This is a genomic window from Tateyamaria algicola (assembly GCF_047715485.1).
Lineage (GTDB): Bacteria > Pseudomonadota > Alphaproteobacteria > Rhodobacterales > Rhodobacteraceae > Tateyamaria.
Genome location: NZ_CP180422.1, coordinates 1770430 through 1795659, shown reverse-complemented (window position 1 = coordinate 1795659; position 25230 = coordinate 1770430). Strand labels below are relative to the sequence as shown.

General features: G+C 63.4%; 21 protein-coding genes and 1 pseudogene. 12 read left to right on the top strand and 10 right to left on the bottom strand.

Translation table 11 applies throughout. The annotated features are described in order from the left end of the window. Window positions 1-19: 19 nt before the first annotated feature. Both ACMHLQ_RS11260 and ACMHLQ_RS11255 read right to left on the bottom strand, forming a co-directional pair. Window positions 20-2806 (bottom strand): VWA domain-containing protein, encoded by a 2787-nt coding sequence (locus ACMHLQ_RS11260; protein WP_415404892.1) that lies wholly within the window; start codon window positions 2804-2806, stop codon window positions 20-22. A gap of 51 nt (window positions 2807-2857) precedes the next feature. Beyond that, entirely contained in the window at window positions 2858-3553 is a 696-nt protein-coding gene (locus ACMHLQ_RS11255; protein WP_415404891.1) for a hypothetical protein, read from the bottom strand. A gap of 376 nt (window positions 3554-3929) precedes the next feature. On the opposite strand from ACMHLQ_RS11255, the gene ACMHLQ_RS11250 reads away from it, so the two are divergent. Both ACMHLQ_RS11250 and ACMHLQ_RS11245 read left to right on the top strand, forming a co-directional pair. Beyond that, window positions 3930-4451: a hypothetical protein gene (locus ACMHLQ_RS11250; RefSeq protein ID WP_415404889.1), complete on the top strand. Its 522-nt coding sequence runs from the start codon at window positions 3930-3932 to the stop codon at window positions 4449-4451. Next, a complete protein-coding gene (locus tag ACMHLQ_RS11245; RefSeq protein WP_415404887.1) occupies window positions 4448-5029 on the top strand; it encodes a HupE/UreJ family protein in 582 nt (193 codons plus the stop codon). Before ACMHLQ_RS11250 ends, ACMHLQ_RS11245 begins: the two co-directional genes overlap by 4 nt. Before the next feature lie 23 nt (window positions 5030-5052). On the opposite strand, the gene ACMHLQ_RS11240 is transcribed toward ACMHLQ_RS11245, so the two are convergent. Beyond that, window positions 5053-6711 (bottom strand): Y-family DNA polymerase, encoded by a 1659-nt coding sequence (locus tag ACMHLQ_RS11240; protein ID WP_415404885.1) that lies wholly within the window; start codon window positions 6709-6711, stop codon window positions 5053-5055. Between the two features lie 76 nt (window positions 6712-6787). Beyond that, window positions 6788-7405: a TetR/AcrR family transcriptional regulator gene (locus tag ACMHLQ_RS11235; RefSeq protein WP_415404884.1), complete on the bottom strand. Its 618-nt coding sequence runs from the start codon at window positions 7403-7405 to the stop codon at window positions 6788-6790. Between the two features lie 139 nt (window positions 7406-7544). Here ACMHLQ_RS11235 and mbfA point away from each other — a divergent pair, with 139 nt between their 5' ends. The 7 genes and pseudogenes from mbfA to ACMHLQ_RS11200 all read left to right on the top strand — a co-directional run bounded on the left by mbfA (window position 7545) and on the right by ACMHLQ_RS11200 (window position 13277). Then, on the top strand, window positions 7545-8519 hold the full coding sequence (gene mbfA, locus ACMHLQ_RS11230; protein WP_415404882.1) for an iron exporter MbfA: 975 nt from the start codon (window positions 7545-7547) through the stop codon (window positions 8517-8519). A 28-nt stretch (window positions 8520-8547) separates the two neighbouring features. Then, the gene (locus ACMHLQ_RS11225; RefSeq protein ID WP_415404880.1) at window positions 8548-9471 is read left to right on the top strand and encodes an AEC family transporter; all 924 of its coding nucleotides are present in this window, start codon (window positions 8548-8550) and stop codon (window positions 9469-9471) included. Window positions 9472-9566: 95 nt separating this feature from the next. Continuing rightward, a complete protein-coding gene (fghA, locus tag ACMHLQ_RS11220; protein ID WP_415404879.1) occupies window positions 9567-10397 on the top strand; it encodes an S-formylglutathione hydrolase in 831 nt (276 codons plus the stop codon). Further along, entirely contained in the window at window positions 10394-10843 is a 450-nt protein-coding gene (locus ACMHLQ_RS11215) for a YaiI/YqxD family protein (RefSeq protein WP_415404878.1), read from the top strand. The genes fghA and ACMHLQ_RS11215 overlap by 4 nt, the downstream gene beginning before the upstream one ends. Next, complete coding sequence (locus ACMHLQ_RS11210) at window positions 10840-11460, top strand: HAD-IA family hydrolase (RefSeq protein ID WP_415404877.1); 621 nt, start codon at window positions 10840-10842, stop codon at window positions 11458-11460. Before ACMHLQ_RS11215 ends, ACMHLQ_RS11210 begins: the two co-directional genes overlap by 4 nt. Beyond that, window positions 11457-12366, top strand: a pseudogene (locus tag ACMHLQ_RS11205) (ornithine cyclodeaminase family protein). The gene ACMHLQ_RS11210 and the pseudogene ACMHLQ_RS11205 overlap by 4 nt, the downstream one beginning before the upstream one ends. After that, a complete protein-coding gene (locus ACMHLQ_RS11200; RefSeq protein ID WP_415404876.1) occupies window positions 12363-13277 on the top strand; it encodes an alpha/beta fold hydrolase in 915 nt (304 codons plus the stop codon). Before ACMHLQ_RS11205 ends, ACMHLQ_RS11200 begins: the two are co-directional and overlap by 4 nt. A 1-nt stretch (window position 13278) precedes the next feature. On the opposite strand, the gene ACMHLQ_RS11195 is transcribed toward ACMHLQ_RS11200, so the two are convergent. Beyond that, window positions 13279-14520 carry an MFS transporter gene (locus tag ACMHLQ_RS11195; protein ID WP_415404875.1) on the bottom strand — a complete coding sequence of 414 codons (1242 nt, stop codon included), beginning with the start codon at window positions 14518-14520 and terminating at the stop codon, window positions 13279-13281. A gap of 136 nt (window positions 14521-14656) precedes the next feature. On the opposite strand from ACMHLQ_RS11195, the gene zapE reads away from it, so the two are divergent. Beyond that, the gene (gene zapE, locus ACMHLQ_RS11190; protein WP_415404874.1) at window positions 14657-15712 is read left to right on the top strand and encodes a cell division protein ZapE; all 1056 of its coding nucleotides are present in this window, start codon (window positions 14657-14659) and stop codon (window positions 15710-15712) included. Window positions 15713-15723: 11 nt separating this feature from the next. Here zapE and ACMHLQ_RS11185 read toward each other — a convergent pair whose 3' ends face one another. From ACMHLQ_RS11185 to ACMHLQ_RS11165, 5 genes are all read right to left on the bottom strand, one after another. Next, window positions 15724-16305 (bottom strand): hypothetical protein, encoded by a 582-nt coding sequence (locus tag ACMHLQ_RS11185; protein ID WP_415404873.1) that lies wholly within the window; start codon window positions 16303-16305, stop codon window positions 15724-15726. A 138-nt stretch (window positions 16306-16443) separates the two neighbouring features. Beyond that, the gene (locus tag ACMHLQ_RS11180; RefSeq protein WP_415404872.1) at window positions 16444-17724 is read right to left on the bottom strand and encodes a bifunctional folylpolyglutamate synthase/dihydrofolate synthase; all 1281 of its coding nucleotides are present in this window, start codon (window positions 17722-17724) and stop codon (window positions 16444-16446) included. Next, window positions 17721-18647, bottom strand: coding sequence for an acetyl-CoA carboxylase, carboxyltransferase subunit beta (gene accD, locus ACMHLQ_RS11175; protein ID WP_415404871.1), 927 nt, complete (start codon window positions 18645-18647; stop codon window positions 17721-17723). The genes ACMHLQ_RS11180 and accD overlap by 4 nt, the downstream gene beginning before the upstream one ends. A 57-nt stretch (window positions 18648-18704) precedes the next feature. Next, entirely contained in the window at window positions 18705-19610 is a 906-nt protein-coding gene (locus tag ACMHLQ_RS11170; RefSeq protein ID WP_415404870.1) for a lysostaphin resistance A-like protein, read from the bottom strand. Beyond that, window positions 19607-22687 (bottom strand): ABC transporter transmembrane domain-containing protein, encoded by a 3081-nt coding sequence (locus ACMHLQ_RS11165; protein ID WP_415404869.1) that lies wholly within the window; start codon window positions 22685-22687, stop codon window positions 19607-19609. Before ACMHLQ_RS11165 ends, ACMHLQ_RS11170 begins: the two co-directional genes overlap by 4 nt. A gap of 168 nt (window positions 22688-22855) precedes the next feature. On the opposite strand from ACMHLQ_RS11165, the gene ilvD reads away from it, so the two are divergent. Then, window positions 22856-24619, top strand: a complete 1764-nt coding sequence (gene ilvD / locus ACMHLQ_RS11160; RefSeq protein ID WP_415404868.1) for a dihydroxy-acid dehydratase — start codon at window positions 22856-22858, stop codon at window positions 24617-24619. Next, complete coding sequence (locus ACMHLQ_RS11155; RefSeq protein WP_415404867.1) at window positions 24600-25223, top strand: hypothetical protein; 624 nt, start codon at window positions 24600-24602, stop codon at window positions 25221-25223. The genes ilvD and ACMHLQ_RS11155 overlap by 20 nt, the downstream gene beginning before the upstream one ends. Window positions 25224-25230: the final 7 nt, after the last annotated feature.

Genomic DNA, 25230 nt, shown 5'->3' with positions numbered 1-25230 from the left:
TCATGTCAGTGCGATGTCGTCACGACATGCGGCGGCGCTGGCGCAGGCCGACAAGGGCCAGCAGGGCACCAAACAGAACCGACCATGGGCCAAGCGCACCACCGGTATCGGTGGTCGGCGTCGCCGGATCTGTTGGCGGAGTCGTGCCACCACCATCAGCCGCTTCGGCCACGTCAGAGGCTAGCACAGGACCAACGGACAGCGCATAGGTCCCCATATCAGCGGTTGCATCGCTATGTGCGATGGTCACAACGTGCCCGGCTGCGTTCAACGCACTCGCCGGAACTGTCGCAACAGCGCCCGATTGCGAGTTGGCCGAGGAACTCAGAGTGAACTGTGCCAACTGCGTTGTCCCTGTCGCGTCAAACACGGTCACAACAGGGTCCATGCCTGCGGCAAGGCTTGTCACACGTGCGATCAGATCGCTCGTTGTGCTCGACGGTGTGAAGAAGAAGCAATCCACATCGCCCGCCGCATCGATACGGCCCGTGACGTCGATGTTGTCATCGGCCACGGCGGAACACAGTGCGGGTGCCGTCGGATCATTGGTGTGATCGTCAGCCAGCACGTTGCTTGCCACGGCTGTGGCTGCACCGGTCCGCGTGAAGTTTTCCGAGATGTTGCGCGGTGTCGGCACGATGCCTTCCCCGTTCTCCGCCAGGGCCACGGCAATACCTTCAAAGGTGGTTGTCGCATTCCCAGCGGCGTTCGACGCGGTCACAACGCTGTTGTAGATGCCGTTCTGGTCATAGGCCACATCGGCCGTGTACGTTCCGTCATCCGCAACAAGGTCCGATCCAACACCATCATCCAGCAACGGAACCGAGATGACTGTATTGTCCGGTTTCGTCACTTCGGCCACGACGTCCAGACCGGCAATCGACGGCCCCTGTGTCACGGTAGCAAAGATCGAAAACGCATCCGGATAGTTCACGTTGCTGAACTCGACCGCCACATCATAGGGCGACGCGCCTGTAGGCGAACCAGCGATCAGCGTGTCTACATCCTTGGCGGTGCCGGTGTTGTTGGTGATGTTCAGCGTATAGTCACCCGCCCCGATGGCCGAGACGTCGACTTCGCCCGTGCACGACACTTCGCTTGTGCCCTCACAGTTGAACATAACACCGGTTGCCGTGCCCGAAGGGTCAAGCAGCGCCAGCGAAATGTCGGACTCCGGTGCGGCATAAGTGACGGTCACGTTGGACGTGGCCAGCGTTGAATCCAGCGGGATGGACTGTGTTGTCGTGCTGGATGCCGCCGCTGAACTGGCGCTGGATGCGACCAGAACCGTGGACGAGAACGCCGCATTGGCCGCGATGAACGCCTGCTGGATCTCGGCCAAGGTTGTTGGCGAGTTAAAGAAGCGCCCACCCGTGCCATCCGCCAGTGCGGTCAGCAGGCCGGTGTCGACATTCGAGCCAAAGCCGAACGTGATCAGCGGGACACTTGCGGCCTTGTAGGCGTTGATCACAGTCGACCGATTGACCGAGCTGCGCCCGTCCGTCAGCAGATACACAACCGAGGGGCGTGTACCGCCCTGGAAGGATTGCGTCTGGTTCAGAGCGGTCAGAGCGGCACCTTCGATATTGGTCCCACCGCCTGCGCGCAGTGCTGCAATCGCGGCCTGTGCTGCGGCGCGAACGCCGGTGTCAGGATCCGGGATATCCGTGATGGGATAGGCCTGGCTGGCCGATGAATCAAAGCGACCAACACCCACGGCCGTCTGGCCCGGTGTCAGCTGACCAACCAAAAGGCTGCCGGCCGTGATCGCATTGGCAATCGGTGTGCCGCCCATCGAACCGGAATCGTCGATCATCAATTCGACGACCTGATCACCCGCCCAGATGATATCCAGTGCGGACAGGGCCGTTGATTCATTGTCGTTGACGATAAAGTTGGGCGACGTCGGCGCCGTCAGCGTGGTGTAGCGCGTCCGCGTTGGCAGATAGCTGTGCTTGGGGTCCGTCTTGGGATCACGCACCAGCGTATCCCAGTTCGATTCACCAAACACCCGCTTGTGTGCGTTGGATCCGAGGATCGAGTTGTAGGGCGCAATGTTGGACGTCGAGAACTCCAGATAGTCGCGGTCCGTTGCAGCGCGCCACTGGTTGTTCATGATCGACGGGATTGCCACGGTGTCATCGGCGCGTGGACGTGGCCCACACAGACCAAACGTACGGCGGATAACACCACATTGCTGTTCGGCATATTCGTCGTACAGGCCGTAGGCATAGTGGCCCCACTCGTGCGCGAGTGTGTGGCCGCCGCCTGCCGTCGTGTTCATCGACGTGGGTGCGTTGGCCCATGTGGTACACATGTGAATGTAACCGCCCGCCACGCCAAATGTGCTGGGATAGGCGTAGGGCCCGTTGTCGGCAGCGCAATCCTTGTCCCAACGGACATCGGCAATGGTCGACTGCTCGCCTTTGCGGAACATCGTGACCTTGCCGATTTTGTGCGCTCCGTTCGTCGACTGAAAGACCGCCCTGGCAAACTCTTCGATCTTGGCTTCGAACACCTTTTGCTCGGCATCTGCCGTGCCGCCATCGGCCTTGTAATCGTCGTCGCCCTGCGGATCTTCCTCAAGCGAAATGGTAATGTCGAAAACAGCATCACTGCTATCTCCGAGGGTGAGACTTTCAAGCGCAAACTCGCCCGCCTTGAGGTTGAAAGTACCACCGCTGCTGGATTGTATCGTCACGCCAGACAGCCAGTGATCTGCTGCGTGTATCGGCATGGCCAACGAGGCGAGAATAGCCCCTGCACTGGCGGTGACATGCACCGCTTTTTTGAAATTGAAACGCATTATTCAAGTCCTTCCTAGTTGGTAGATAAAAATAGTCTGTTGTTCCCGTCCTCAGCGGGTTTGCACGACCCCGAAACGGATCATGTCGTCAGCGGTGTAAGCACCGAACTGACTGCGGTTGGCATTGCTGCCGGACGTAAATGTTCCGGCATCGTTACGGATTTTGACGGCGATCTTGCCCGTTCCCATGGCAGCATCAATTGCGCTTGCAACGGGGCTTTCGCAGTCTTGCGACAGATCTAAGTCGCGATTGGTTCCATCGGGTCTGGACGGATTGGTCCACACATACGTCCCCGCATCGGGTGTGCTCAGGGGTGCGGCATCCTGCCAATAACCGATAAGGGCCGTGAGGCGAGCGGGGACTGAGTTGCGCTCTACCTGGCGGCCGCTTTTGCCGTTCTTGTAGATCACGGCATCAAGGATCTGCCCCGGGCGACCGCTGGCGCCGCCAAATCCGGCAAAGCCTGAACGTGCGCCGCGCACCGCGCGCTCTGCAGATTTGAACGAGGCCTGGTCTGGTGCTTTACCCGCTGCCACTCCGATCAGTACGCCGTAGTTGGACCATACGGCCCGGTGCAGCGTGCCATCGGCCATCAAGCGGTAACTGTCATAGGTACGCTCGCCACCGTCCAGCGTGCCGACCGACACCTGGACAAAATCCGTTTGCGCTGTGCCGCATGCGGATGCGTATATCGGGGCAACTGAAATTGTCGCCGCGCACAGGAATGAAACGGCCTTCGACAGCATGGCCTACCTATGATTAATAACAATAACTGTTCATTATGGTTGATGAAACTGGCGGTTGAAACAAGGTCTTTTTGCTTAAATGCAATTCAAATATGTTCGCGCTCTGGTTAAAAAATACGTATTCACAAATACTTCTCACTACTTTTCGAAACCAAGACATTCTTTGAAACTTTCATGACAACACCCTTCATTATCAATCCGGTTCGAATCACAGCGCGACTCAATTTCAGTAGGAAACTGTGGTATCTCGCGGCCATTTGCCTGCTATTCGGCCTGCTGCAAGCCAGTTTGGCTCATGCGCACTTCTCTGACGGGACCAAGGTGCGCAGCATCGTTCTGACCGGGGATCTCGTCCGGCGGCACGGCCTATGTGCGCATGCCTTTGGGCCTCGCATTTGCCGACGTCGCACCAGCCGATGTCGATGCAGAGACGACCGTCGCGACCCCATTTCTGTATGCAGGCAAGACATTCGACGACACCTACGGGCTGTGGCTGTCGCTCGAGGCTGTCGCGCAGAACAAACAGGCGTTTGCCGCACGGCTGGGCAAGTCCTTGTTGTGGTATCGGGGGGCTGGCGCAAACCCGGGGCGCTTGCGCGCCTATCGCATTATCGGGCGTATGCCGCAGGACGCCTTTGACAGTGAAACGCGCGCGCAAAGGTCGATCGCGCGGGCCAGCGCACAGCTTGATCCTGCCTTTGGTGAAGCCTGGGTCGAAATGGCGATCAGTCTGCCACCGGATGCGGGGGGCGCACTGAGAGTGCTGGCGGGGTATCCCGAATTCCCGGCGGATGTGGACATCGACAACCACGTGATTGATCTGCGGGGCGGGGATGACGTGCAGTTCAACATGCCCGGTCAATTGCAATCCCCCTCCTTCTGGATCGCACGACCGTGACGCTGTTCGTTCTCTATCTCGAGCAGGGTGTGCGCCATATCGTCGAAGGGATCGACCACATGGCCCTCGTGGTTGCGATGACGCTGGGGACGATGACGGCAGGGGCCATTGCCTGGCGACAGCTTGCCATTCTGGTCACTGCGTTCACGCTTGGGCATTCGATTACACTGGGCACGACCGTTTTTGGGCTGCAGCCCGCGTGGCCGCTTTTCATTCCGGCGGTTGAAACAACCATTGCGCTGTCCATGATCTATACCGCTGTCAGCGCGCTCAGGGGCAAATCGGGCGCGGCAGCGGTGTATTTCGGAATTGGGATTGTCCACGGTTTTGGCTTTTCCCTCATGCTCAGCCGGATTCTCGGGCCCGACAGCCCGCAACTTGTCTGGTCGCTGTTCAGCTTCAATCTGGGGATCGAACTGGGGCAATTGATGATCGTGGTTGCCACCGGGGTCGTCTCGTTTGGCGTGCAGACCGTGCTGGGGGCCCGTGTGGAACGGGGTGTGCACGTGGCTGTCTTGGTTGCGATCTCTGTCCTTGCGCTCTTTTACGTGGTCACGCGCGCGGGGCTGATGGCCTGATCTGTCGTGCTGCGGCGTAACCTTCAGGCAAAGCTGCCCTGGCAGAACCAGCCGGGCGACATCGCTCCGCCATGGCCAAAGAACAGCCACAGCCGCTGGCCGTCGACCGTGTCCGTCACCCAGTAATCCCGCGTGCCAGAGCGCCAGTTGGGGTCGTCCAGCCACCATTCGGGCGCGATGCGTTCCGGCCCGATGGCGCGCAGGCGGGTCAGATCGCGGCCCCGCCAGCGGAAGGTTTCGGGCATCTGCGGGACGGCGGGGGCATGCACCGGCTCGGGCGACCACATCAGCAACGGGCGCGGATTGCTGGGCGCGGGCCACGGGCCGTCCTGCGGTTTTGACCAGGCCGCGGCCAGAACCTGATGCGATTTTTCGGGGATGTGGCTGTCTGCGGGATGAAGCCGCCGGATCGCGTCCAGCCCCACGCGCGCGCCCAGCCGCCCGATCAGATCGTCCAGCGCATTGGCATTGTTCAGCCGCGCCTGCACCGCCGCGCCCGCCTGCAGATGCCCCACGGCCATCACGTCATGGACGGCCTCTGCCTGCACGGCCACCAGCCGCAGCATGTCGATGCCGAACCCGGCATCAATCTCTTCGATCTTCATTTCCAGCAGGGGGCGGATACGGTGGGGATCAAAGCTGGGCCGCGCCAGCCCGACCTCGATCATCTCGACGCCGTGGTCGCTGCGATAGGCCTGCAACGCCACCCGCCGCGCGCCCTTTCCCTTCTCCTCCAGCGCCTTGCACAGGCGGGGGAGGAGCCTGTCGATGCCCGCCATCACATCCTCGGCCAGCCCGATGGGGTCGGGCAGGGTCATGCGCACGGCAAAATGGTCTGGCGGTTTGGCAGGCGACACAGGTTCGGGCGCGCTGCCCATCGCCTGATCCAATCGCAGCACCAGCCCCCGCCCGAACCGCCGCGCGAGCCCGGCGCGGGGTTGGCCCAGCAGGTCGCCCACCCGGCGCAGCCCCAGGCGGGCCAGTTGCGCCGCGATCTCGGGTTCCAGCCGCAGCGCCGCAATGGGCAGAGGGCTGAGCGCGCCATAGGTCTGCCCCGGCGGGGCAATGCGCAGGGTGCTGCCCGCACGGGTCTGCACAGCCGGGGCGGCCCCGCCCCTGGTCCAGTGCCGCCGCTTGCCCGCGCGCGACCGGGTGGCCCGCGCCTCTTGATCAATGGCGTCGCCGGTGCGGTCCGACCCCGTCGTGCGCCCGGCAAACCGGGCCAGCGCCCAGGCAGCCCCACGGGTGTCGGCCAGCCCCATCAGCACGCTCAGGCCCAGATCGGTGCAATCATCCTCGACCACCTGCATCAGTTGCGCCTCGCCCCCGAACAGATGCGCACAGCCCGTCAGATCAACCACCAGCGCATCGCCATCCTCGGGCGCGACCCAGGGGCTGAACTTGCCCGCCCAGCGTTGCAGGGCCTCGAGAAACCGCAACTCTCCGGCCGGGCTGCGGGGATGGGTCAGCAGGCCCGGACACATCGCATGGGCATCGCGCACGGGCTGGCCGACCTGCAGTCCATAGGCCTGCGCGGCACCGTTCAGCGACGTGATCTGCTGCATGTTCTGCTGTTCCTGCACCACGGCAAGCGGCTGATCCGCCAGCACCGGCTGACGCCGGATCAGGCGTTCGGCCCCCAGACGCGGGAACCACAGGGACAGGATACGACGGTCGGGCATCTCAAAATGTTCACATTTTGTTCCCACCTTGAATACGCCGAGTCGCCACCCCGAGTCGAGTCATCACGTAAAGGGATCAGGCGCCGTAGCGTGCCAGGAACGTCTCGACGGCGGCATCTACGACCCGGTCGATATCCTCATCGCTGACACTGTCGATCACCCCGAACATCAGGCGCGGCCAGATGTCGGCCTTGCACAGCTCGCCAAACTGGTCGGTGGCCAGCGTCAGGTCGTCGATCTTCAACTCGCCGCGCTCGACCGCTTCCTGGAAATAGGCCCCCATCACCGTGCGCATCCGCTGCGGGCCGGACTGGTAGAACGCCCGCCCGATCTCGGGAAAGCGATCTGATTCCGCCACGCAGATGCGAAACACCTGTTGACCGAATTTCGAGGTGATAAAGCTCAGGAATTGCCGCCCGACCTGGCACAGCACCTCGCGCGGCGGCTGGCTCTTGTCGATGGTGTCGACAGCCGTCTGGCTTTGCCGGGCGCATTCCATGTTGGCGACTTCCATGAACAACAGCCGCTTGTCGGGAAAGTAGCTGTACAGCGTCGCCTTGCTGACCTCTGCCGCCCTCGCGATGTCGTCCACACTCGCCCCTTCAAAGCCGTCCGCCATGAAAACCGCACGCGCGCCCTCCAGCACCTGGTCAAATTTGCGGCCCTTGCGGACTATGGGGGTAGCGTCATTCATTACGTGGCCTGCCTAAGGAGTGAGCAACAATATAAACCGATCTGTTCAGTTTCGATAAGAAAAATCGCAAAAGCCCGCTTGCAACTTGTGTCAGTCGGGCCATCATGACTTGGAATCGTTCTAAACTGGTGGAGCAAACATGCGATTTTCGACCCAGCGCAAAAGGTTCAGCGACCTGACGGAACAAGAGGTGTTGGCCCTTGCCATCTCATCCGAAGAGGATGACGCCCGCATCTATCGCGGCTACGGCGAACGGCTGCGCGCGGACTACCCGGCCAGTGCCGCGATCTTTGACGGCATGGCCGCCGAAGAGGACACGCACCGCCAACGCCTGATCGATCTGCACCGCGTCCGTTTTGGCGATGTCATCCCTCTGATCCGGCGCGAACACGTGTCGGGCTATTACGCCCGCCGGCCGGTCTGGCTGGTCGAAAACCTGTCGCTGGATCGCATCCGCTCCGAAGCCGAGGCGATGGAGCGGGACGCCGAACGTTTCTACCTCTCCGCTGCGGCCCGCACCAGCGACGCGGCCACGCGCAAGCTGTTGGGCGATCTGGCCGCTGCCGAGGCAGGGCATGAACGCACGGCCGAGACGCTGGAAAACGAACATCTCGATGAGGACACGCGCAACCGCGAGGATGACAAGAACAAGCGCCAGTTCATCCTGACCTACGTCCAGCCGGGCCTTGCAGGCCTCATGGACGGATCGGTCTCGACCCTCGCGCCCATCTTTGCCGTCGCCTTTGCCACGCAGGACACCTGGACCACGTTCCTTGTCGGTCTCGCCGCCTCCGTGGGCGCGGGCATCTCCATGGGCTTTACCGAGGCGGCGTCGGATGATGGCGAGCTCTCCGGGCGCGGCTCGCCGGTCAAGCGCGGCTTTGCCTCGGGCATCATGACCACCGTGGGCGGTCTGGGCCACGCCTTGCCCTACCTCATCCCCGATTTCTGGACGGCGACGATTACGGCCATCCTCGTGGTCTTTGTCGAACTTTGGGCCATCGCGTGGATCCAGAACAAGTACATGGACACGCCGTTCTGGCGGGCCACCCTGCAAGTTGTCGTGGGCGGCGCACTTGTTTTTGCGGCCGGAGTGCTGATCGGCAGTGGATAGGGCGCGCGGCACGCGCTATCCCTGATGCATGCTGCCGATCCTGTTCAAGACATTGCCCTTTTTCGCCCTGATCGGCCTTGGCTATTGGGCGGGGCGCACGCGTTTCTTTACCGAAGAGGCGACAGCCTACCTGACCAAGTTCGTCTTCTACTTTGCCCTGTCGGCGATGATCTTTCGCTTTGCTGCCAATCTGGAGCTGGCGCAGGTCTGGGACACCCGGCTTGTCGCCGCCTATCTGTGGGGCACCGCCGTGGTCTATGCCATCGCTTCGATCGTGGGCTATCTACGGGGGCTCGACGTGCAGACAACGGCGGTCGAGGCGCAATGCGCGGTCATCGGCAATGCCGGGTTTCTGGGTCTGCCCATGCTGGCGCTGCTGTTTGGCCCGCAGGCTATCGGCCCCGTCATGCTGGTGCTGGCCACGGACCTGATCGTGTTTTCCAGCCTGATCGTGATCCTGATCACCGTGGGGCGGGACGGGCGGATGTCGCTGTCGATCCTGCGCACCATCGGCACTGGCCTGGTCAAGAACCCGATGATCGTGGCGATGACGCTGGGGCTGCTGTGGTCCGGTTTCCAGATCCCGATCCCCGCGCCGATGAACGATTTTCTCAGCATCCTTGGCGGGGCCGCCACCCCCGGTGCGCTCTTTGCTATCGGTGCTTCGCTGGCCTCGAAATCGACCGAGCGGATCGAGATCGCGGGCTGGCTCAGCTTTTGCAAACTGGTGCTGCACCCGGCCTTTGTCGCCTTTGCCGCGCTGTTCCTGTTCGGGGTCGAACCGTTTGGGGCGGCCATGATCATCGCCTGCGCGGCCATGCCGGTGGCGGGCAACATCTACATGCTCGCCCAGCATTACGGCGTGGCCCCGCAGCGGGTGTCTGCCGCGATCCTCGTCTCGACAGCCCTCAGCGTGGTCACACTCACAGCCGTGATTGCGTGGATCAGCTGACCGCTGTCCAAGCAGAAATACCTGCCCCGCACGCGCCCGAATCTTGCCGCACGCGCGCGGGCCGGGTAGCGATGGGGCAACGAAAGGATACGCCTATGCAAACCCAATCCGAAAACGCCTGCTTTGGGGGGACGCAAGGCGTCTATACCCACACCTCGACCGCCTGTTCCTGCGACATGACCTTTGGCCTGTTCCTGCCGCAAGAGGCGCAGGATGGCCCCGTGCCCGTGCTGTGGTATCTGTCCGGCCTGACCTGCACCCACGAAAACGCGATGACCAAGGCGGGCGCGCAGGCCTGGGCCGCCGAACAGGGCATCGCGCTGGTGTTCCCCGACACCTCGCCGCGGGGCGAGGATGTGGCCGATGATGACGGCTATGATCTGGGCAAGGGGGCAGGGTTCTATGTGAACGCGACCGAAGAGCCCTGGGCCGCGCACTACCAGATGTGGGACTACGTGACGACGGAGCTGCCCGAGCTGCTGGGCAACCAGTTCGCGCTCGACATGGACCGGCAAGGGATCACCGGGCATTCCATGGGCGGGCACGGCGCGCTGACCATGGCGATGTCGCTGCCGGGGCGCTACCGCTCCGTCTCTGCCTTCTCGCCCATCGTGAATCCCACTGCCAGTGACTGGGGGCGCAAGCAGCTTTCTGCATATTTGGGGAACAATGAAGCCACATGGTCGCCCCACGATGCCACCGTCCTGATGCGTGCAAACGGGTTTGACGGGCCGATGCTGATCGACACGGGCACGAAGGACCAGTTCATTGACCTGCTCAAGCCCGAGGCGCTGGCCGAGGCCGCCACCGCGCGCCGCCAGCAGATGCAGTTCCGCATGCAGCCGGGCTATGACCACAGCTATTTCTTTGTCTCGACCTTCATGGAGGATCACGTGAACTTTCACGCAGAGGCGCTTTGGGCGTGACCACGCTCTACGTTGACGCCGACGCCTGCCCGGTCAAGGCCGAGGCGGAAAAGGTGGCCACCCGCCACAGGGTCGCGATGAAGGTCGTCTCGAACGGTGGCCTGCGCCCCTCGCAGAACCCGCTGGTCGAGAATGTGATCGTCGATGCGGGCCCCGACGTGGCCGATATGTGGATCGCCGACCGGGCAGGCGCGGGGGACGTGGTGATCACGGGCGACATCCCGCTGGCGGCCAAATGCGTCGCCGCCGGGGCCCGCGTTCTCAAACACAACGGCGAGGCGCTGACTGAGGCCAATATCGGCAACGTGCTCGCCACCCGAGACCTGATGGCCGACCTGCGCGCCGCCGACCCCTTCCGCCAAGGCGGCGGCAAAGGGTTTACCAAGGCCGACAGATCGCGTTTTCTGGAGGCCTTGGAACGCGAATTGAGGGCGGCACAGAGATGACGATCAAGGCAGTGGTTTTCGACATCGGCAACGTGTTGATCGAATGGCAACCCGAACGGTTCTACGACAGCGTCATTGGCGAAGACCGGCGCCGCGCCATGTTTGCCGAGGTCGATCTGCACGGCATGAACGACAAGGTCGATATGGGGCACCATTTCACCGACACGATCTATGCCGCGGCCGAGGAGTACCCCGCTTGGCGCGATGAAATCCGCATGTGGCACGACCGCTGGATCGAAATGGCCTCGCCCGCCATCGACCATTCGGTGCGGCTGATGGGGGCCTTGCAGGCCAAGGGTGTTCCCGTGTTCTCGCTGACGAATTTCGGCATTCAAAGCTATGACTACGCCGCCACGCATTACCCGTTCCTGCGCCAGTTCGACCGCGATTTCATCTCGGGGCACATGCAGGTGATCAAACCGGATGCCACGATCTACGATGGGCTCGAGGCGGCCAGCGGCCTGTCTGGCGATGCCCTCATCTTTACCGATGACCGCGCCGACAACATCGCCGCCGCAGATGCGCGGGGCTGGCGCACGCACCTGTTCGACGGACCACAAGGCTGGGCCGACCGCCTCGTGGCCGAAGGGCTGCTGACAGAACAAGAGGCCGCATGAACCTTCCCTTCATCCCCTTTGCCGAAGGCGAGGCGCTGCTGGACTGGATCGGCCTGACCGATGCGCTGGCCGCCGGGCACGACCTGCCACGCGCCGAGATCGGCGATACGTTCCTTTATCGCGATCCCGACACGCTGCTCAGCCGCGCGGCATGGATCGACGGTCTGGGCATGGCGGTGAAAACCGCGACGGTCTTTCCCGGCAACCCGCAGCGTGGCGCGCCGATGATCAATGGCGGGGTGAACCTCTATTCCGACAGCGACGGCACGCTCGAGGCGATTGTGGATTTCCACCTTGTGACCAAGTGGAAGACGGCAGGCGACAGCCTGCTGGCCGCGCGCCGTCTGGCCCGGCCCGACAGCCGCAACATCCTGATCGTCGGGGCAGGCACCGTGGGCCGGGCGCTGCACAGCGCCTATTCGGCGGCTTTCCCCCACGCGCAATTCACGCTCTGGAACCGCACCCGCGCCAATGCCGACACCATGGTCAGCGACTGCCCCGGCATGGCCGTCGCGGACGATCTGGCCGAGGCCGTGCAGGCCGCCGACATCATCACCTCCGCCACCATGTCGACCGAACCGCTGATCAAAGGCGACTGGCTGCGCCCGGGTCAGCATGTGGACCTGATCGGCGCTTACCGCCCCGACATGCGCGAGGTCGACGATGCGGCCCTGCTGAGATCCCGCGTATTTGTCGACAGCTATGACACCACCGTGGGACATATCGGCGAAATCAAGATCCCGCTCGAGGCGGGGACGATCACGCGCGACCATTTGCAGGCGGACTATTACGACCTCGGCGCGTTCCGGCGCGCGGACGATGATATCACCCTGTTCAAGAACGGGGGGCGCGCATCTCGACCTGATGACCAGCCGCTACATCCTCGACCGGTGGCGTGCGCAATGATGTGGGCCGTCCTGATCCTGCTGGGGCTGATCGCCATCCCGCTGACCATCGAATGGATGCGCAGCGGTGTGGACGAACGCGCGCGCAAGGACGCGTCGGGCCAGTTCGCCCTGCTGTCCCAGGGCACCACGCATTACGAATGGCTTGGCCCCGAGCGGGGGCCCGTGGCCGTGTGCATCCATGGACTGACAACGCCCTCGTTCGTCTGGCGCGGGATGGCCAAGGGGCTGGCGCTGATGGGGTTCCGGGTGCTGGTCTATGACCTCTATGGGCGCGGGCTGTCGGACCGGGTCAGCGGCCCGCAGGATGGCGCGTTCTTTGTCCAGCAACTGACCGACCTGCTGAGCCACGAAAAGGTGCAGGGGCACCTGACGGTTCTGGGCTATTCCATGGGTGGGGCGATTGCTGCGCATTTCACCGCGCAGCACCCCGGGCTGGTCAAACAGCTGGTGCTGCTGGCACCCGCAGGCATGCACCAGATCGCGGGGTCAAAGCTGCGGCTCGTGCGCGATGTGCCCGTGATCGGGGATTGGCTGTTTCTGCTGGCCTACCCGTTCGAGCTGCGCAAGGGGCTGCGGCGCGAACAGGATTTGCCATCGAGCGTCGAGGGCATCAACGCGCTGCAACATGCAGAGACGGATCGACGGGGCTATTTTCCCGCCGTGCTGGCCAGCCTGCGCGGCTTGCTGCGGTCCCCGCTCGAGGATCAGCACCGCACCATCGCTGCGGCGGGCGTGCCCGTGCTGGCGATCTGGGCCGACGCGGACGAGGTGATCCCGCTGGCCAGCAAGGATATCCTAGCGGCATGGAACCCGCAGGCACAGCAGGTGGTCATCGAAGGCGCAGCGCACGGGCTGACCTACACCCACACCGATCAGGTGATCGAGGCGTTCCGCACCTCGCGCGGCTAAGCTAGGCCGGGGCAGGCTGGCCCAGCGGGCGCTCGCGGATCGGCAGGTGGACAATGGCGCTGAAGGCTCCGATGCCGACACCGATCCACCAGACCAGCGTGTAGTCTCCGCGCAGGTCATAAAGCCGCCCGCCCAGCCACACGCCCAGGAACGATCCCAACTGGTGCGACAGGAACACGATACCATAAAGCGTGCCCATGTAGCGCAGCCCGTAGATATGGGCGACCAGCCCGCTGGTCAGCGGCACGGTCGCCAGCCACAGCGTGCCCATGGTCACCGAAAACAGGATGACGGATGTGGGCGTGATCGGGAACATGATGAACACAGCGGCCACGATGGTGCGGCCCACATAGATACCCGCCAGCAGGTATTTCTTGGGAAACCGCTTGCCTGCCCACCCGGCCAGCAACGTACCCGCAATATTGGCCAGCCCGATCAGCGACAGGGCAACGGCCCCCAGCGCCGAGGTGGTCGAGATACCCATGCTGTCCAACGTCCCACCAGGCATGATCGGGCCGCACAGCTCGGTCACAAAGGCCGGGAAATGCGCGGATATGAACGCCACCTGATAGCCGCAGGAAAAGAACCCGAGGAAGATCAGCGTATAGGACGGATCGCGAAACGCCTTGACCAGAATCTCGCCCAGGCTCTCCTCCAGCTCGGCCTTGCTGGCCATGGGGGGCACGCGCATCAGGGGCAGCGTGAACAGCAACGCCATGATCGCCCCGGCAAAGATCAGAAAGACGCTTTGCCAGCTCATGATGGACATCAGCCATTCCGCCACGGGCGCGCCAAACACCTGCCCGGCCGAACCCGCCGCCGCCGTGATCGCGAGGCTCATCGAGCGGTTTTCATCCGTCGAGGCGCGGCCAACCACGGCCAGGATCACGCCGAACCCGGTGCCTGCCACGCCAAAACCGATCAGCCACGCATAAAGCTGATGTTCCAGAGGCGTGGTAGAGGCCGCCGACAGAACCAACCCCGCCACATAGACCAGTGCCCCCATGACAATCGATTTGCGGTCCCCGATCTTTTCCGCAATCGCGCCGAAAATCGGCTGGCCAATGCCCCAGGCCAAGTTCTGGATGGCAATGGCCATGGAAAACTCGGCCCGCGCCCAGTCGAACTCTTCGGCAATCGGGATCTGGAACACACCAAAGGAGGCACGCACCGCAAAGCTGACCATGATGATGACACACCCAACGATCAAAACGGGGGTGAACAGCGACGTGCGGCTTTGCATGAGGGCTCTCCTGCCTGATGGGTCCGACAGTACGGGGCCGGGGCGTGCCGTCAAATCAGGAATTCTTGGCGTCACATAACAAACGCTGAACCATCGCACCTTCCCACGGCTGAACGGGCGCGCTACCAACGTGGGAATGACCGATTTGATGACCGAATATCAGGCCCTTGTGGCCGCTGGCGACCTCAAGCACGACGACGCACAAACGGCTGCCCTGCCCGAATTCGAGCGCATTCGCGCCGCGCTGGCCGAGCCTGTGAAACGCTCTCTGTTTCGCAAGGCGCCCGAGCCGCCCAAGGGGCTGTACCTGTGGGGCGGCGTGGGGCGGGGCAAATCCATGCTGATGGATTTCTTTGTCAGCCATGTCGAGGCACCGGCGCGGCGCGTCCACTTCCACGCCTTCATGCAGGAAATCCACGCCGCCATGCACGCTGCCCGCAAACGCGGCGTGGACGATGCCATCGCACCTGTTGCAGCGGACGTGGCCGCCTCTGTCCGCCTGCTCGCCTTTGACGAGATGCAGATCAGCGACATCACCGACGCCATGATCGTGGGCCGCCTGTTCGAGGCGCTGTTTGCCGCCGGTGTCGTGGTGGTGACCACGTCAAACCGCGTGCCCGATGACCTCTACAAGGACGGGCTGAACCGGCAGTTGTTCGTGCCCTTCATCGAGCTGCTCAAGGACAGGATGGTGGTGCGCGAACTCGCCTCGCCCACCGATTACCGGCAGGACCGGCTGACCGGCAGCCCTACATACTTCACGCCACTCGGCGGCACTGCCCGCACCCAGATGGACGCGATCTGGACTGACCTCGCCGGGGCCGATGCCCGCCCGCTTGACCTGACAGTGACCGGGCGCACGGTCACCATCCCGCAGTTCAGCAACGGGGTGGGGCGGGCCAGCTTTTTCGACCTTTGCGCCAAGCCACTGGGGCCAGCCGATTTCCTGGCCGTCGCGGATGCTTGCAAGGTGCTGATGATCGACGACATCCCGTGTCTCTCGCGCAGCAATTTCAACGAGGCCAAGCGCTTTGTCACCCTGATCGACGCGCTTTATGAGGCGCGTGTGCGCCTGATCGCCTCTGCCGCCGCGCTGCCGGAAATGCTGTATCTGGAAGGGGAGGGGACGTTTGAATTCGAACGCACCGCATCCCGCCTGCGCGAGATGCAAAGCGACGACTGGGCGGCCTAGCCCACCACCCCCTAGCCGCGCGCGTAGCGCACGAGGGCAATCAACAGCGTTTCCGTATCCAGCCGCCCCGATGACATCTCCAATTGACGTGGCGGTTCGAACTCTCCCCGTGCCGCCGCCGTGTTCAGCAACGCATCGATATAGGCATTCGACTGCCCCTCGGTCAGGGCCTGTACCAGCAGCGCATGCAAGCGGTCGCCTTGTGTCACCACATGCCCGAAATCCGCCAGCACCACCGCCGTCAGGCTGCGCAGGTCACTGCGGCTGGCATCTGTGTCGGTCAGCCGGATCGGCTGGCGCAACTGGCGGCTCACCGCTTCGGAGGCTGACACCGTTTCGATCTGCAACAGGGAGGCATCGGACCGGCTGACTTCGCCCGCCCCAGCGTCCTCCTCGACATCCAGTGTCGGTGTGGTTTCGGCAAAGTCGGTCACAGTGTCAGGGTCGGTGCCGGGTTGCAGCAGGATCAGCCCGATCGTGACCGTCAGAAAGGCCACCGCAATGAGCAGCATCTTGATGTTGGATGAGGATGTATCCTCGGTCGGCGCGTCCAGCTCACCCTGCCGGTCGGCCTTGTTGCCAAGACTGAACATACTGCTTCCCCCAAAGCTGACCCGCGTAATACGCCTGTATTCACGGGCTTCTGTTCCACAAAATATAGCAAATCGGACGGTATCCGGTCAACATACTGTGGCGTCTACTAGGGGTAGAAAGGGGCGAATTGCCCGCGATCAGGCGTTTTCGCGCAACACTGCACCGGCCAGATACAGCGATCCGCAGATCAACACACGGGCATGTGGCGTGTGTGTCAGGATGGCTGCAAGGGCCGCGCCCACGTCCTCTGCCTCTTGCGCTGTCAGGCCCACATCCGTTGCTGCCTTGGCCGTGTCAGCGGCAGGCAAGGTGTTGGCCTCTCCGGGGATCGACAGGGCCGTCAGCCCGTCCGCCACCTCGGCCAGGGGGGCAAGGTAACCCCGCGCGTCCTTGGTGTTGAGCATCCCGCAAATCAGGTAGGTGGGCCGCTTGGGCAGGCTGCGCAGATGCGCGGCCAGGGCCGTGCCCGCCGCCGGGTTGTGCCCGCCATCCAGCCACAGCTCTGCCCCGCTGTCAGTCGCCATATCGGCTAACGGCCCACTGCGCAGGCGCTGCATCCGCGCAGGCCATTCGGCACGTGTCACCGCCGCAAGGCAGGCCGCCTCGTCACAGCCAAGGTGGCGCAGGGCGGCCAGCGCCATCCCGGCATTCTGGATCTGGTGATCGCCCGGCAGAACCGGACGGGGCAGGTCCAGCAGCCCCACCTCGTCCTGATAGATCATCCCGTCCCGCTCGGGGCTCGCATGCCAGTGTTGCCCATAGGCCAGAACGGGGGCGCCCAGACGCGCGGCGCGCGCCTCGATCACGTCCATCCCGGCCGCGTCCTGCGGGCCGATGATGCAGGGCACGCGCCGCTTGATGATCCCGGCCTTTTCGCCTGCGATGGCGGCCAGCGTGTCCCCCAGAAATGCCTCGTGATCCATCGACACCGGCGTGATGACGGTCAGCGCAGGCGCGTCGATCACATTGGTCGCATCCAGCCGCCCGCCCAGGCCAACCTCGAGCAGCGTGTAGTCCGCAGGGGTGCGGGCAAAGGCCAGGATGGCGGCGCAGGTCGTGATCTCGAAATAGGTGATGTCATCGCCACCATTGGCCGCATAGCACTCGTCCAGCATCGCCGTCAGGTCGGGTTCCGAGATCAGCGTGCCCGCCAGTCTGATCCGCTCGTGAAAGCGCGCCAGATGGGGCGAGGTGTAGGCGTGCACGCGGTGGCCTCCAGCCTCCAGCCCTGCACGGATCATGGCCTGGGTCGATCCCTTGCCATTGGTGCCCGCGATGTGGATCACGGGGGGCAGATCGTTCTGCGGGTTGCCGAGGGCGTCAAGCAGGCGCCACACGCGGTCCAGCGTCAGGTCGATGACCTTGGGGTGCAGCGCCATCATCCGCGCAAGGATGGCGTCGGATGTGGGTGTCGTCATGGTGCGGGCGCGTCGCCTTCAGCGTCTTCGGTCGCGTCAACCTCGGGGGCAGGCAAATCGCCTTTGACCGCCGGGGGCAGACCCATCAGCATCCGCGTGATGCCGATCAGCTCGTCGCGCATCTCGGTGCGCGTGGTCACGCGGTCCAGCATCCCGTGATCCAGCAGGTACTCGGCGCGCTGGAACCCCTCGGGCAGCTTTTCCCGGATGGTCTGTTCGATCACGCGCGGCCCGGCAAAGCAGATCAGCGCGTTGGGTTCGGCAATGTGCACATCGCCCAGCATCGCATAGGACGCGGTGACGCCACCCGTGGTCGGATGGGTCAGGACAACGATGTAAGGCAGGCCCGCCTCTTTCAACATCTGCACGGCGACAGTGGTGCGGGGCATCTGCATCAGGCTCAGAATACCCTCCTGCATGCGCGCGCCACCGGCGGCGGAAAACAGGATCAGGGGGCGCTTCAGCTTCACCGCCTCTTCGGCGGCGGCGATGATGGCGTTGCCGACATACATGCCCATCGACCCGCCCATAAAGGTAAAGTCCTGCGCGGCGGCAATGATGGGCGTGCGCCCGATCTCGCCAGCGGCGACCAGCATCGCCTCTTCTTCGCCCGTGCCCTTCTGGGCGGCCTTCATGCGGTCGGGATACTTCTTCTGATCGCGGAATTGCAGCGGGTCCACCACAGGCGCGGGCACCTCGACCTGGGTAAAGATGCCACCGTCGAACAGGGCCGTGAACCGGTCGCGCGGGGTGATGCCCATATGGTGATTGCAGTTGGTGCAGACATTCAGATTGTCCGACAACTCGCGGTGAAACAGCATGGTGCCGCATTCATCGCACTTGGTCCACAGGTTGTCCGGGGTTTCGCGGCGCGAAAAGATCGAGTTGATCCGGGGCCGGACGTAATTGGTGATCCAGTTCATGTAGGCTTCCTGCTGCGCATCTGACTGTCAGATAATCCGGGCGCGGGCCAAATGCAATCAGGCCCTGATCGCGACGCGGGCCACCAGCCAGCTGACCAGCATGAAACCAAAGTCGACAGGCAGCCACACCGCCATCTGCGCTTCGTCCGCAATACCAAAGGGCAGGACGTACAAGGCCAGGCCCGACATCTCGTCGGGAACCGAGGTCAGGACCATGGCCGAGATGTTGTTGGCAAAGTGCACCGCCATGGCAGGGCCCAGCGTGCCGGCCCGCGCCGTCAGGTCCGCCATCAGGATGCCAAAGACGGTGGCCCAGATCGCAATCGTGCCCGCATTGCTGCCTGCACTGTCGGGCAGGTAATGCCCCAGACCGAACAGCACCGCAGGCACCATCATCCACACCAGGGGCGAGCGGAACCGGGCGGCCAGTTGCTGCTGGATATAGCCGCGAAAGAACACCTCTTCGGCCCCGGTCTGCACCAGCACACCCGCCAGCGCAAAGGGCAGCAACAGCAGCCAGCGGCCCAGTTCCATGTTGCGCACCAACGGCTCGCCAAAATCATAAGGCGGTAAAACCCAGATCGCGGCGGTCAGCAGGGCCATCCCGATCACCACCGCCACGAACTGGCGCAGGGCCAGCGGCAGGGGGCCGATCAGGGACAGGGGGCGGCGCTTGTGCACCATGATCACGACAAGGCCCGCGCTGACCCCCAACAGACCCAGCTGAAACAGGATGATCAGCATGCCACTGGCGGTCTGCCCGATCTGCCCATCCGCACTGATGGCGCGGGCGGTTTCCGGCTCCATCAGGCTGAACAGCGTGCCGAAAATCATCTGGCTCAGCGCCAGAAAGATGCCCGCGGCCAGAACCAGCCCCAGCATCAACCGCCACAATTGCGGCGCGGCACGCGCAGGCGCAACAAAGCCCGCATGGGGGCGGTAATCGAAGGACCAGACGCTCACGCGTCAATCGGCGGGGCGGGCGGCCCCTCTTCCTGCGGGATCGACACATTGGCCTGGCGCAACAGGTCCGCCGCCCCGGTCAGGTGGCCCGCAACAGTGTGCAACAGGCTCATCAGCACGCTCGGGTCGTTTTCCAGCACCGCGCGGAATTCGTTTGCCCCGATACGCAGAAAGGTCACGTCGGTCTGCGCGGTCAGGTGCAACTGGCGCGGCTCGTCCAGAATGATCGACAGATCGCCGATCAACCGCCCCGGCTCGACCGTGGTCACCGGGCGATCCTCGCCATCTTCTGAATCGTAACTCAGCACCGCCGTCCCCGCCACGCAGAGATAGGCGGCATCCGCCTTTTCGTTCATGGAAAAGATGCGTTGGCCCGGCGCGGCCTCGTACCACTGCGCGGCAAAGGCCAGCAGGCGCTGGTTGCGCGCGTCGATGCCCGCAAACAGGTCGGCCTTGGAAATGGCGCGCACCTTGCGGCTCAGATCGTCGCCCTCCTCGTCATCACCATTTTTATGCACGCCATCGATGCCGCCATCCTTGATCTCGACAAACAGATCATAGGCATCCGGGTTCTCGAACTTTTCTTCGAGAAAGATCAGCGTGGCCTCGGGCAACAGGCTGCGCAGGGCGGTGCGGGTCTTGCGCCGCTCATCCGCGCTGTGGCTGGCCAGCGCACGGTCGAGCACAAGAACATCCGGGCGCTTGATCCCGGCGCGGGAAAAGGCCGCGCGCTCGTGAAAGATCGTGGGCAGGTTGGTGCCGCCAAGGCCGGTGGGAATGTCAAACACCGTCTCGGCCACCAGACGGCGCAGGCCCTTGTCGGTCAGCAACTCGGCCACGATGTCCTCGATCAGCTCGCCCTTGGTGCCAGCCACCATGGAAATCCGACCATAAAGCGCGTTTTCCAGCAAAGTCAGGCGCGGCAGGTAGTTGTCATACTCGATCGGGGTGAAAAAGTTCTGCGTCTGGGCCCGCAACGCCACCCCGTTGGTTTTGCGGATCTGCACGATTTCCTTTTTGAAGCTGTCGGGAAAGGCCGGGCCGATCTGTTCTGCGGTAAAGGCAAAGGGCACGGTCAGCAGCAGCGCAAATTCGTCATCGGTCAGCGCCACGTCGCCGCGTTCCCGGCGGCGCCCGGCAATGTCGACCAGTTGCTCGTACATCTCTTCTTCGATGTTGAGGGCGGTGAACAGCGGGTGGCTCGTGCCGTCTCGGCCAAAGGTCTGGTGCAGCGTTTCGATCAGGGTCTGCGAGATGGCGATGCCCTGTTCGGCCAGCCCATGTTCGAAGACGAGGTTGATGAACCGCGCATCCGACGCAAGGCCCTGCTGGCTGATATCGCGCGAGGGCGAGGCAAAAAGCAGGTTGCCGCCCAAAGGCACCGCCGGGTTGAACTCGTCAGGATCAAACCGGTACACAACGTCGATCAGTTCCTTTTCGCGCAGACATTCCTCGACGGCGGGGCGCAGATCGACAATGGCCTTGGCCAGTGCCGGGTGCATCTGGGCATCAATCCGGCTGTTGAGCATGCGGCGGAACATGAACTCGTCAATGCCCATCGCCTCGACCAGTTCAAACCACCACTGGCGGATGTCATCGCTGTCCTTGAGGCCGGCCAGTGCCGGATCGACCCAGTCTCCGTCCACACGGTCCAGGCTGTTGCCCGAGCGGCGCGCCTCGGTCAGGAAACGGTCACGCCCCAAGGTGTCGTCCGTCAGGGATTTCGGGCTGGTCATCAGCGGCATCAACAGGTTGCTGCCCAGCGTGCCGTCAAACAGGTAGGGGCGCGAATGGGCATAGCCGATCCGGGCCGAGATCACGGCCTGGTGCAGCTCTGACAGATCATGGCCCGCCATGGTGACCGTCCCACGGGCGGGCAGCACCTCGCGCGTCAGCAATTCGGCCAGCGCCGTGCGCTCGGTCTGGTTCTTGGCCTGCACGGCCACGCGCGCGCCTTGTGGGATGGTCAGATCAATGCGTTCCAGAATGGGCGTGTTGTCGGCGTTGCGGACGGTGACATTGTCCAGAACGATATCGCCCTGCAAATGCGGGATCGTCTCGGGCTGCCCGTCAAACAGCCCCTCGTCCACCATGTCGCGGGGGGCAAATCGCTCGGTCACGATCTCCCAGCGCAGGCCCATATCCTGGGTCTGGTTGTAATAGGTCAGCAGCTCTTTCCACGGGCTCGACAGGTCCTTGTAGGCGGCCAGTGCGGCCACCAGGGCGCCGACGGTGATGTCGCCACGGATGGCCAGATACCCACCCACGGAATAGAAAAAGAACGGGGTCAGCTGGGTGATGAAGTTGTTGAGAAACTTCATAAAGAACTTCTGCTGGTAGATCTTGAACCGCAGCTCGAAAATCCGGCCCAACCGGTCGGTGAACTGCGCCAAACGGTAGCGCAGGCCGCCATTGGTGCGCAGGTCAGAGATACCGGCCGCACTCTCCCCGATCTCGGCGGAAAAGGCGCGGACCTGCTTGATCCGGTCCTTGTTCAGCAGGTTGATACGGCGTTGCAGCAGCGGGATCAGCCACGCCTGCAAGGGGATCAGCGCAATCCCGGCGATCCCGAACCACACCGATTGCAGGAACAGGAAGACCAGGATGATCAGCATCTGCCCCGCCTGGAACACCGGCTGGGCCACCATGTCGCCCATCAACCCGCCCATCGGCTCGGCTTCGGATGTGACCATGCTCACCAACTCGCCCTGGCTGGTCGAGCGGAAATAGCTGCGGGGAAAGCGCAACATGCGGCTGATCAGCTGGAACCGGAAACGGCGCAGCAGCCGCTCGGCCGTGACACCCTTCATCGTGTTCAGGCGCATCTTGAGAAGGCCATGCACCAACACCGCACCCAGATAGCCGAAACACAAGGCCAGCAGGAACTGGATCTGGGTCACTTCGAACCCGAACACATCAACGGTGTTGTCGGTCGCACCAATGGCGTCGTTGATGATCCGCTTGGGCAATTCCAGCGTCACGTAAAGGAACGGGAAGGTAACGACTGTCAGCGCCAGCAACATCAACTGATCGCGTTTCGAATGCTTCCAGATGAAAGCGAATAGGGTGGAATCCATGGCAAGTCCTGCTCGGCCACCCCCTGTCAGACGGTTGCCAATACAACCGGGCGCGTGCCGTTCGGGAAACCTAGTGCCGGGCAGGGGCCATTACAACCGCGCGCGGCGCTTGCAGGCGCTTGGGCCAATGGCTATTCCGGTCCGCAACGCTTTTACGGGAGACGCCAGATGACCAACGGCAAGTTCGACAAATCCAAGCTGCCCAGCCGCCACGTGACCGAGGGGCCCGCGCGCGCGCCGCACCGGTCCTACTACTACGCCATGGGCATGACGGAAGAGGAAATTCACCAGCCCCTCGTCGGCGTCGCCACCTGCTGGAACGAGGCGGCGCCCTGCAACATCGCGCTGAACCGTCAGGCGCAATCGGTCAAGGTCGGGGTCAAGGGGGCGTCGGGCACGCCGCGAGAGTTCACCACCATCACCGTCACCGACGGCATCGCCATGGGGCACGAGGGCATGCGCTCGTCCCTGGCCAGTCGCGAGGCGATTGCCGACACGGTCGAACTGACCATGCGCGGGCACTGCTATGACGCTATCGTGGGCCTTGCGGGCTGTGACAAATCCCTGCCGGGCATGATGATGGCCATGATCCGTCTGAACGTGCCGTCCGTCTTCCTCTATGGCGGCTCGATCCTGCCGGGCCGCGCGCCCAAGGGCGCACAGGTGCCCGCCGAATACGCCGACCGCGACCTGACCGTGCAGGACATGTTCGAGGCCGTGGGCCACCAGCAAAACGGCACCATGACCGAGGCCGAGCTTGAAATCCTCGAGCGTGTGGCCTGCCCCTCTGCCGGGGCCTGCGGCGGCCAGTTCACCGCCAACACCATGGCCTGCGTGTCCGAGGCCATCGGCCTCGCCCTGCCCAACTCCTCCGGCGCGCCCGCGCCCTACGAATCCCGCGATGAATACGCCAAGGCCTCCGGCGCGGCGGTGATGACGCTGATCGAAAAGAACATCCGCGCCCGCGACATCTGCACCCGCGAAGCGTTTGAAAACGCCGCCCGCGTGGTGGCCTGCACAGGGGGCTCCACGAATGCGGGCCTGCACCTGCCCGCAATGGCGCACGAGGCGGGGATCGAATTCTACCTCGAAGACGTCTGCGAAATCTTCCGCGACACGCCCTATTTCGTCGACCTGAAACCGGGCGGCGCCTATGTGGCCAAAGACCTCTACGAAGTCGGCGGCGTGCCCGTGGTGATGAAGGAACTGCGCAAGGCGGGCCTCATCCACGAGGATTGCATCACCGCCACCGGCTATTCCATCGGCGAGGAACTGGACAAGATCGACCTCGAAGCGGACGGCAAGGTGATCTACCCCGTCGAAACACCCATCACCAAGACCGGCGGCGTTGTGGGCCTCAAGGGCAACGTGGCGCCCGAAGGGGCCATCGTGAAAGTCGCGGGCATCGAACCCCAGCACCAGATCTTCACCGGCCCCGCGCGTATCTTCGAATGCGAACAGGACGCCTTTGAATCCGTCCAGAACCGCACCTATGAGGAAGGCGACGTGTTCGTGATCCGCAACGAAGGACCCTCGGGCGGCCCCGGCATGCGCGAGATGCTGGCGACCACCGCCGCCCTGTCCGGCCAGGGCATGGGCAAGAAGGTGGCGCTGATCACAGATGGCCGTTTCTCGGGTGCGACACGCGGGTTCTGCGTGGGTCACGTGGGGCCAGAGGCGGCCCATGGCGGCCCCATCGCGCTGCTGAAAGACGGCGATGTGATCACCATCAACGCGATCGAGGGGTCGATCAATGTCGACCTCACGGACGAGGAACTGGCAACGCGCAAGGCCGCATGGGCAGGCCCGCGCGAAACGCTCTACGGGGCGGGGGCGCTGTGGAAATACGCGCAACTGGTTGGCTCGACATACAAAGGCGCCGTCACCCATCCCGGAGCCAAGGCCGAACGTCATGACTACATGGACCTGTAAGGGTCTGTTGGCGGGGGCCGCGTGTTTGGCCCTCGCCGGATGTGACGATTTCCCCGGTCTCGCCCCCAGCGCATCACAGGCGCTGACCTCGGCCCAGCTCGGGCGGGTAATGCTTGTGCCGCCTACGGGCTATTGCGTCGACAAGCGCAGCTTGCGTCAAAGCTTTGCGCTTATGGCGCGCTGCGACACGTTGGGCGGCGATGCATCCGGCGGCGCACCGTTGGCGCTGATCACCGCCACCACTGCACCCGCTGTCGGGGGCGTGCGCGCGGACGATCTGGGCAATGGTCAGGAAACCGTGCTGTCACGCAGTGACACCGACACGCTCTCGCTGATCCAGGTCCGGGGGACACCTCCCAACGCGAGGCTGCGCGATGTGTACTGGCGCGCGGCAGGGCGGGTCGGCGATCAGGTCGTGGGCCTTGCCATCTACGAAGCCGCGCAAGGGGCAAATCTGGGCACGCTCGCCCCTGATATGCTAAAGCAGACGATGCAGCGCACCCAGGATCAAAGCGCGGCCATTCAGCCCGCCCAGCAGGACAATTCTGCAACGACGCCCACAAAACGATCCGGCAATGGGTTTTTGGCCGGTTTATTTGAGTGAAACCTTT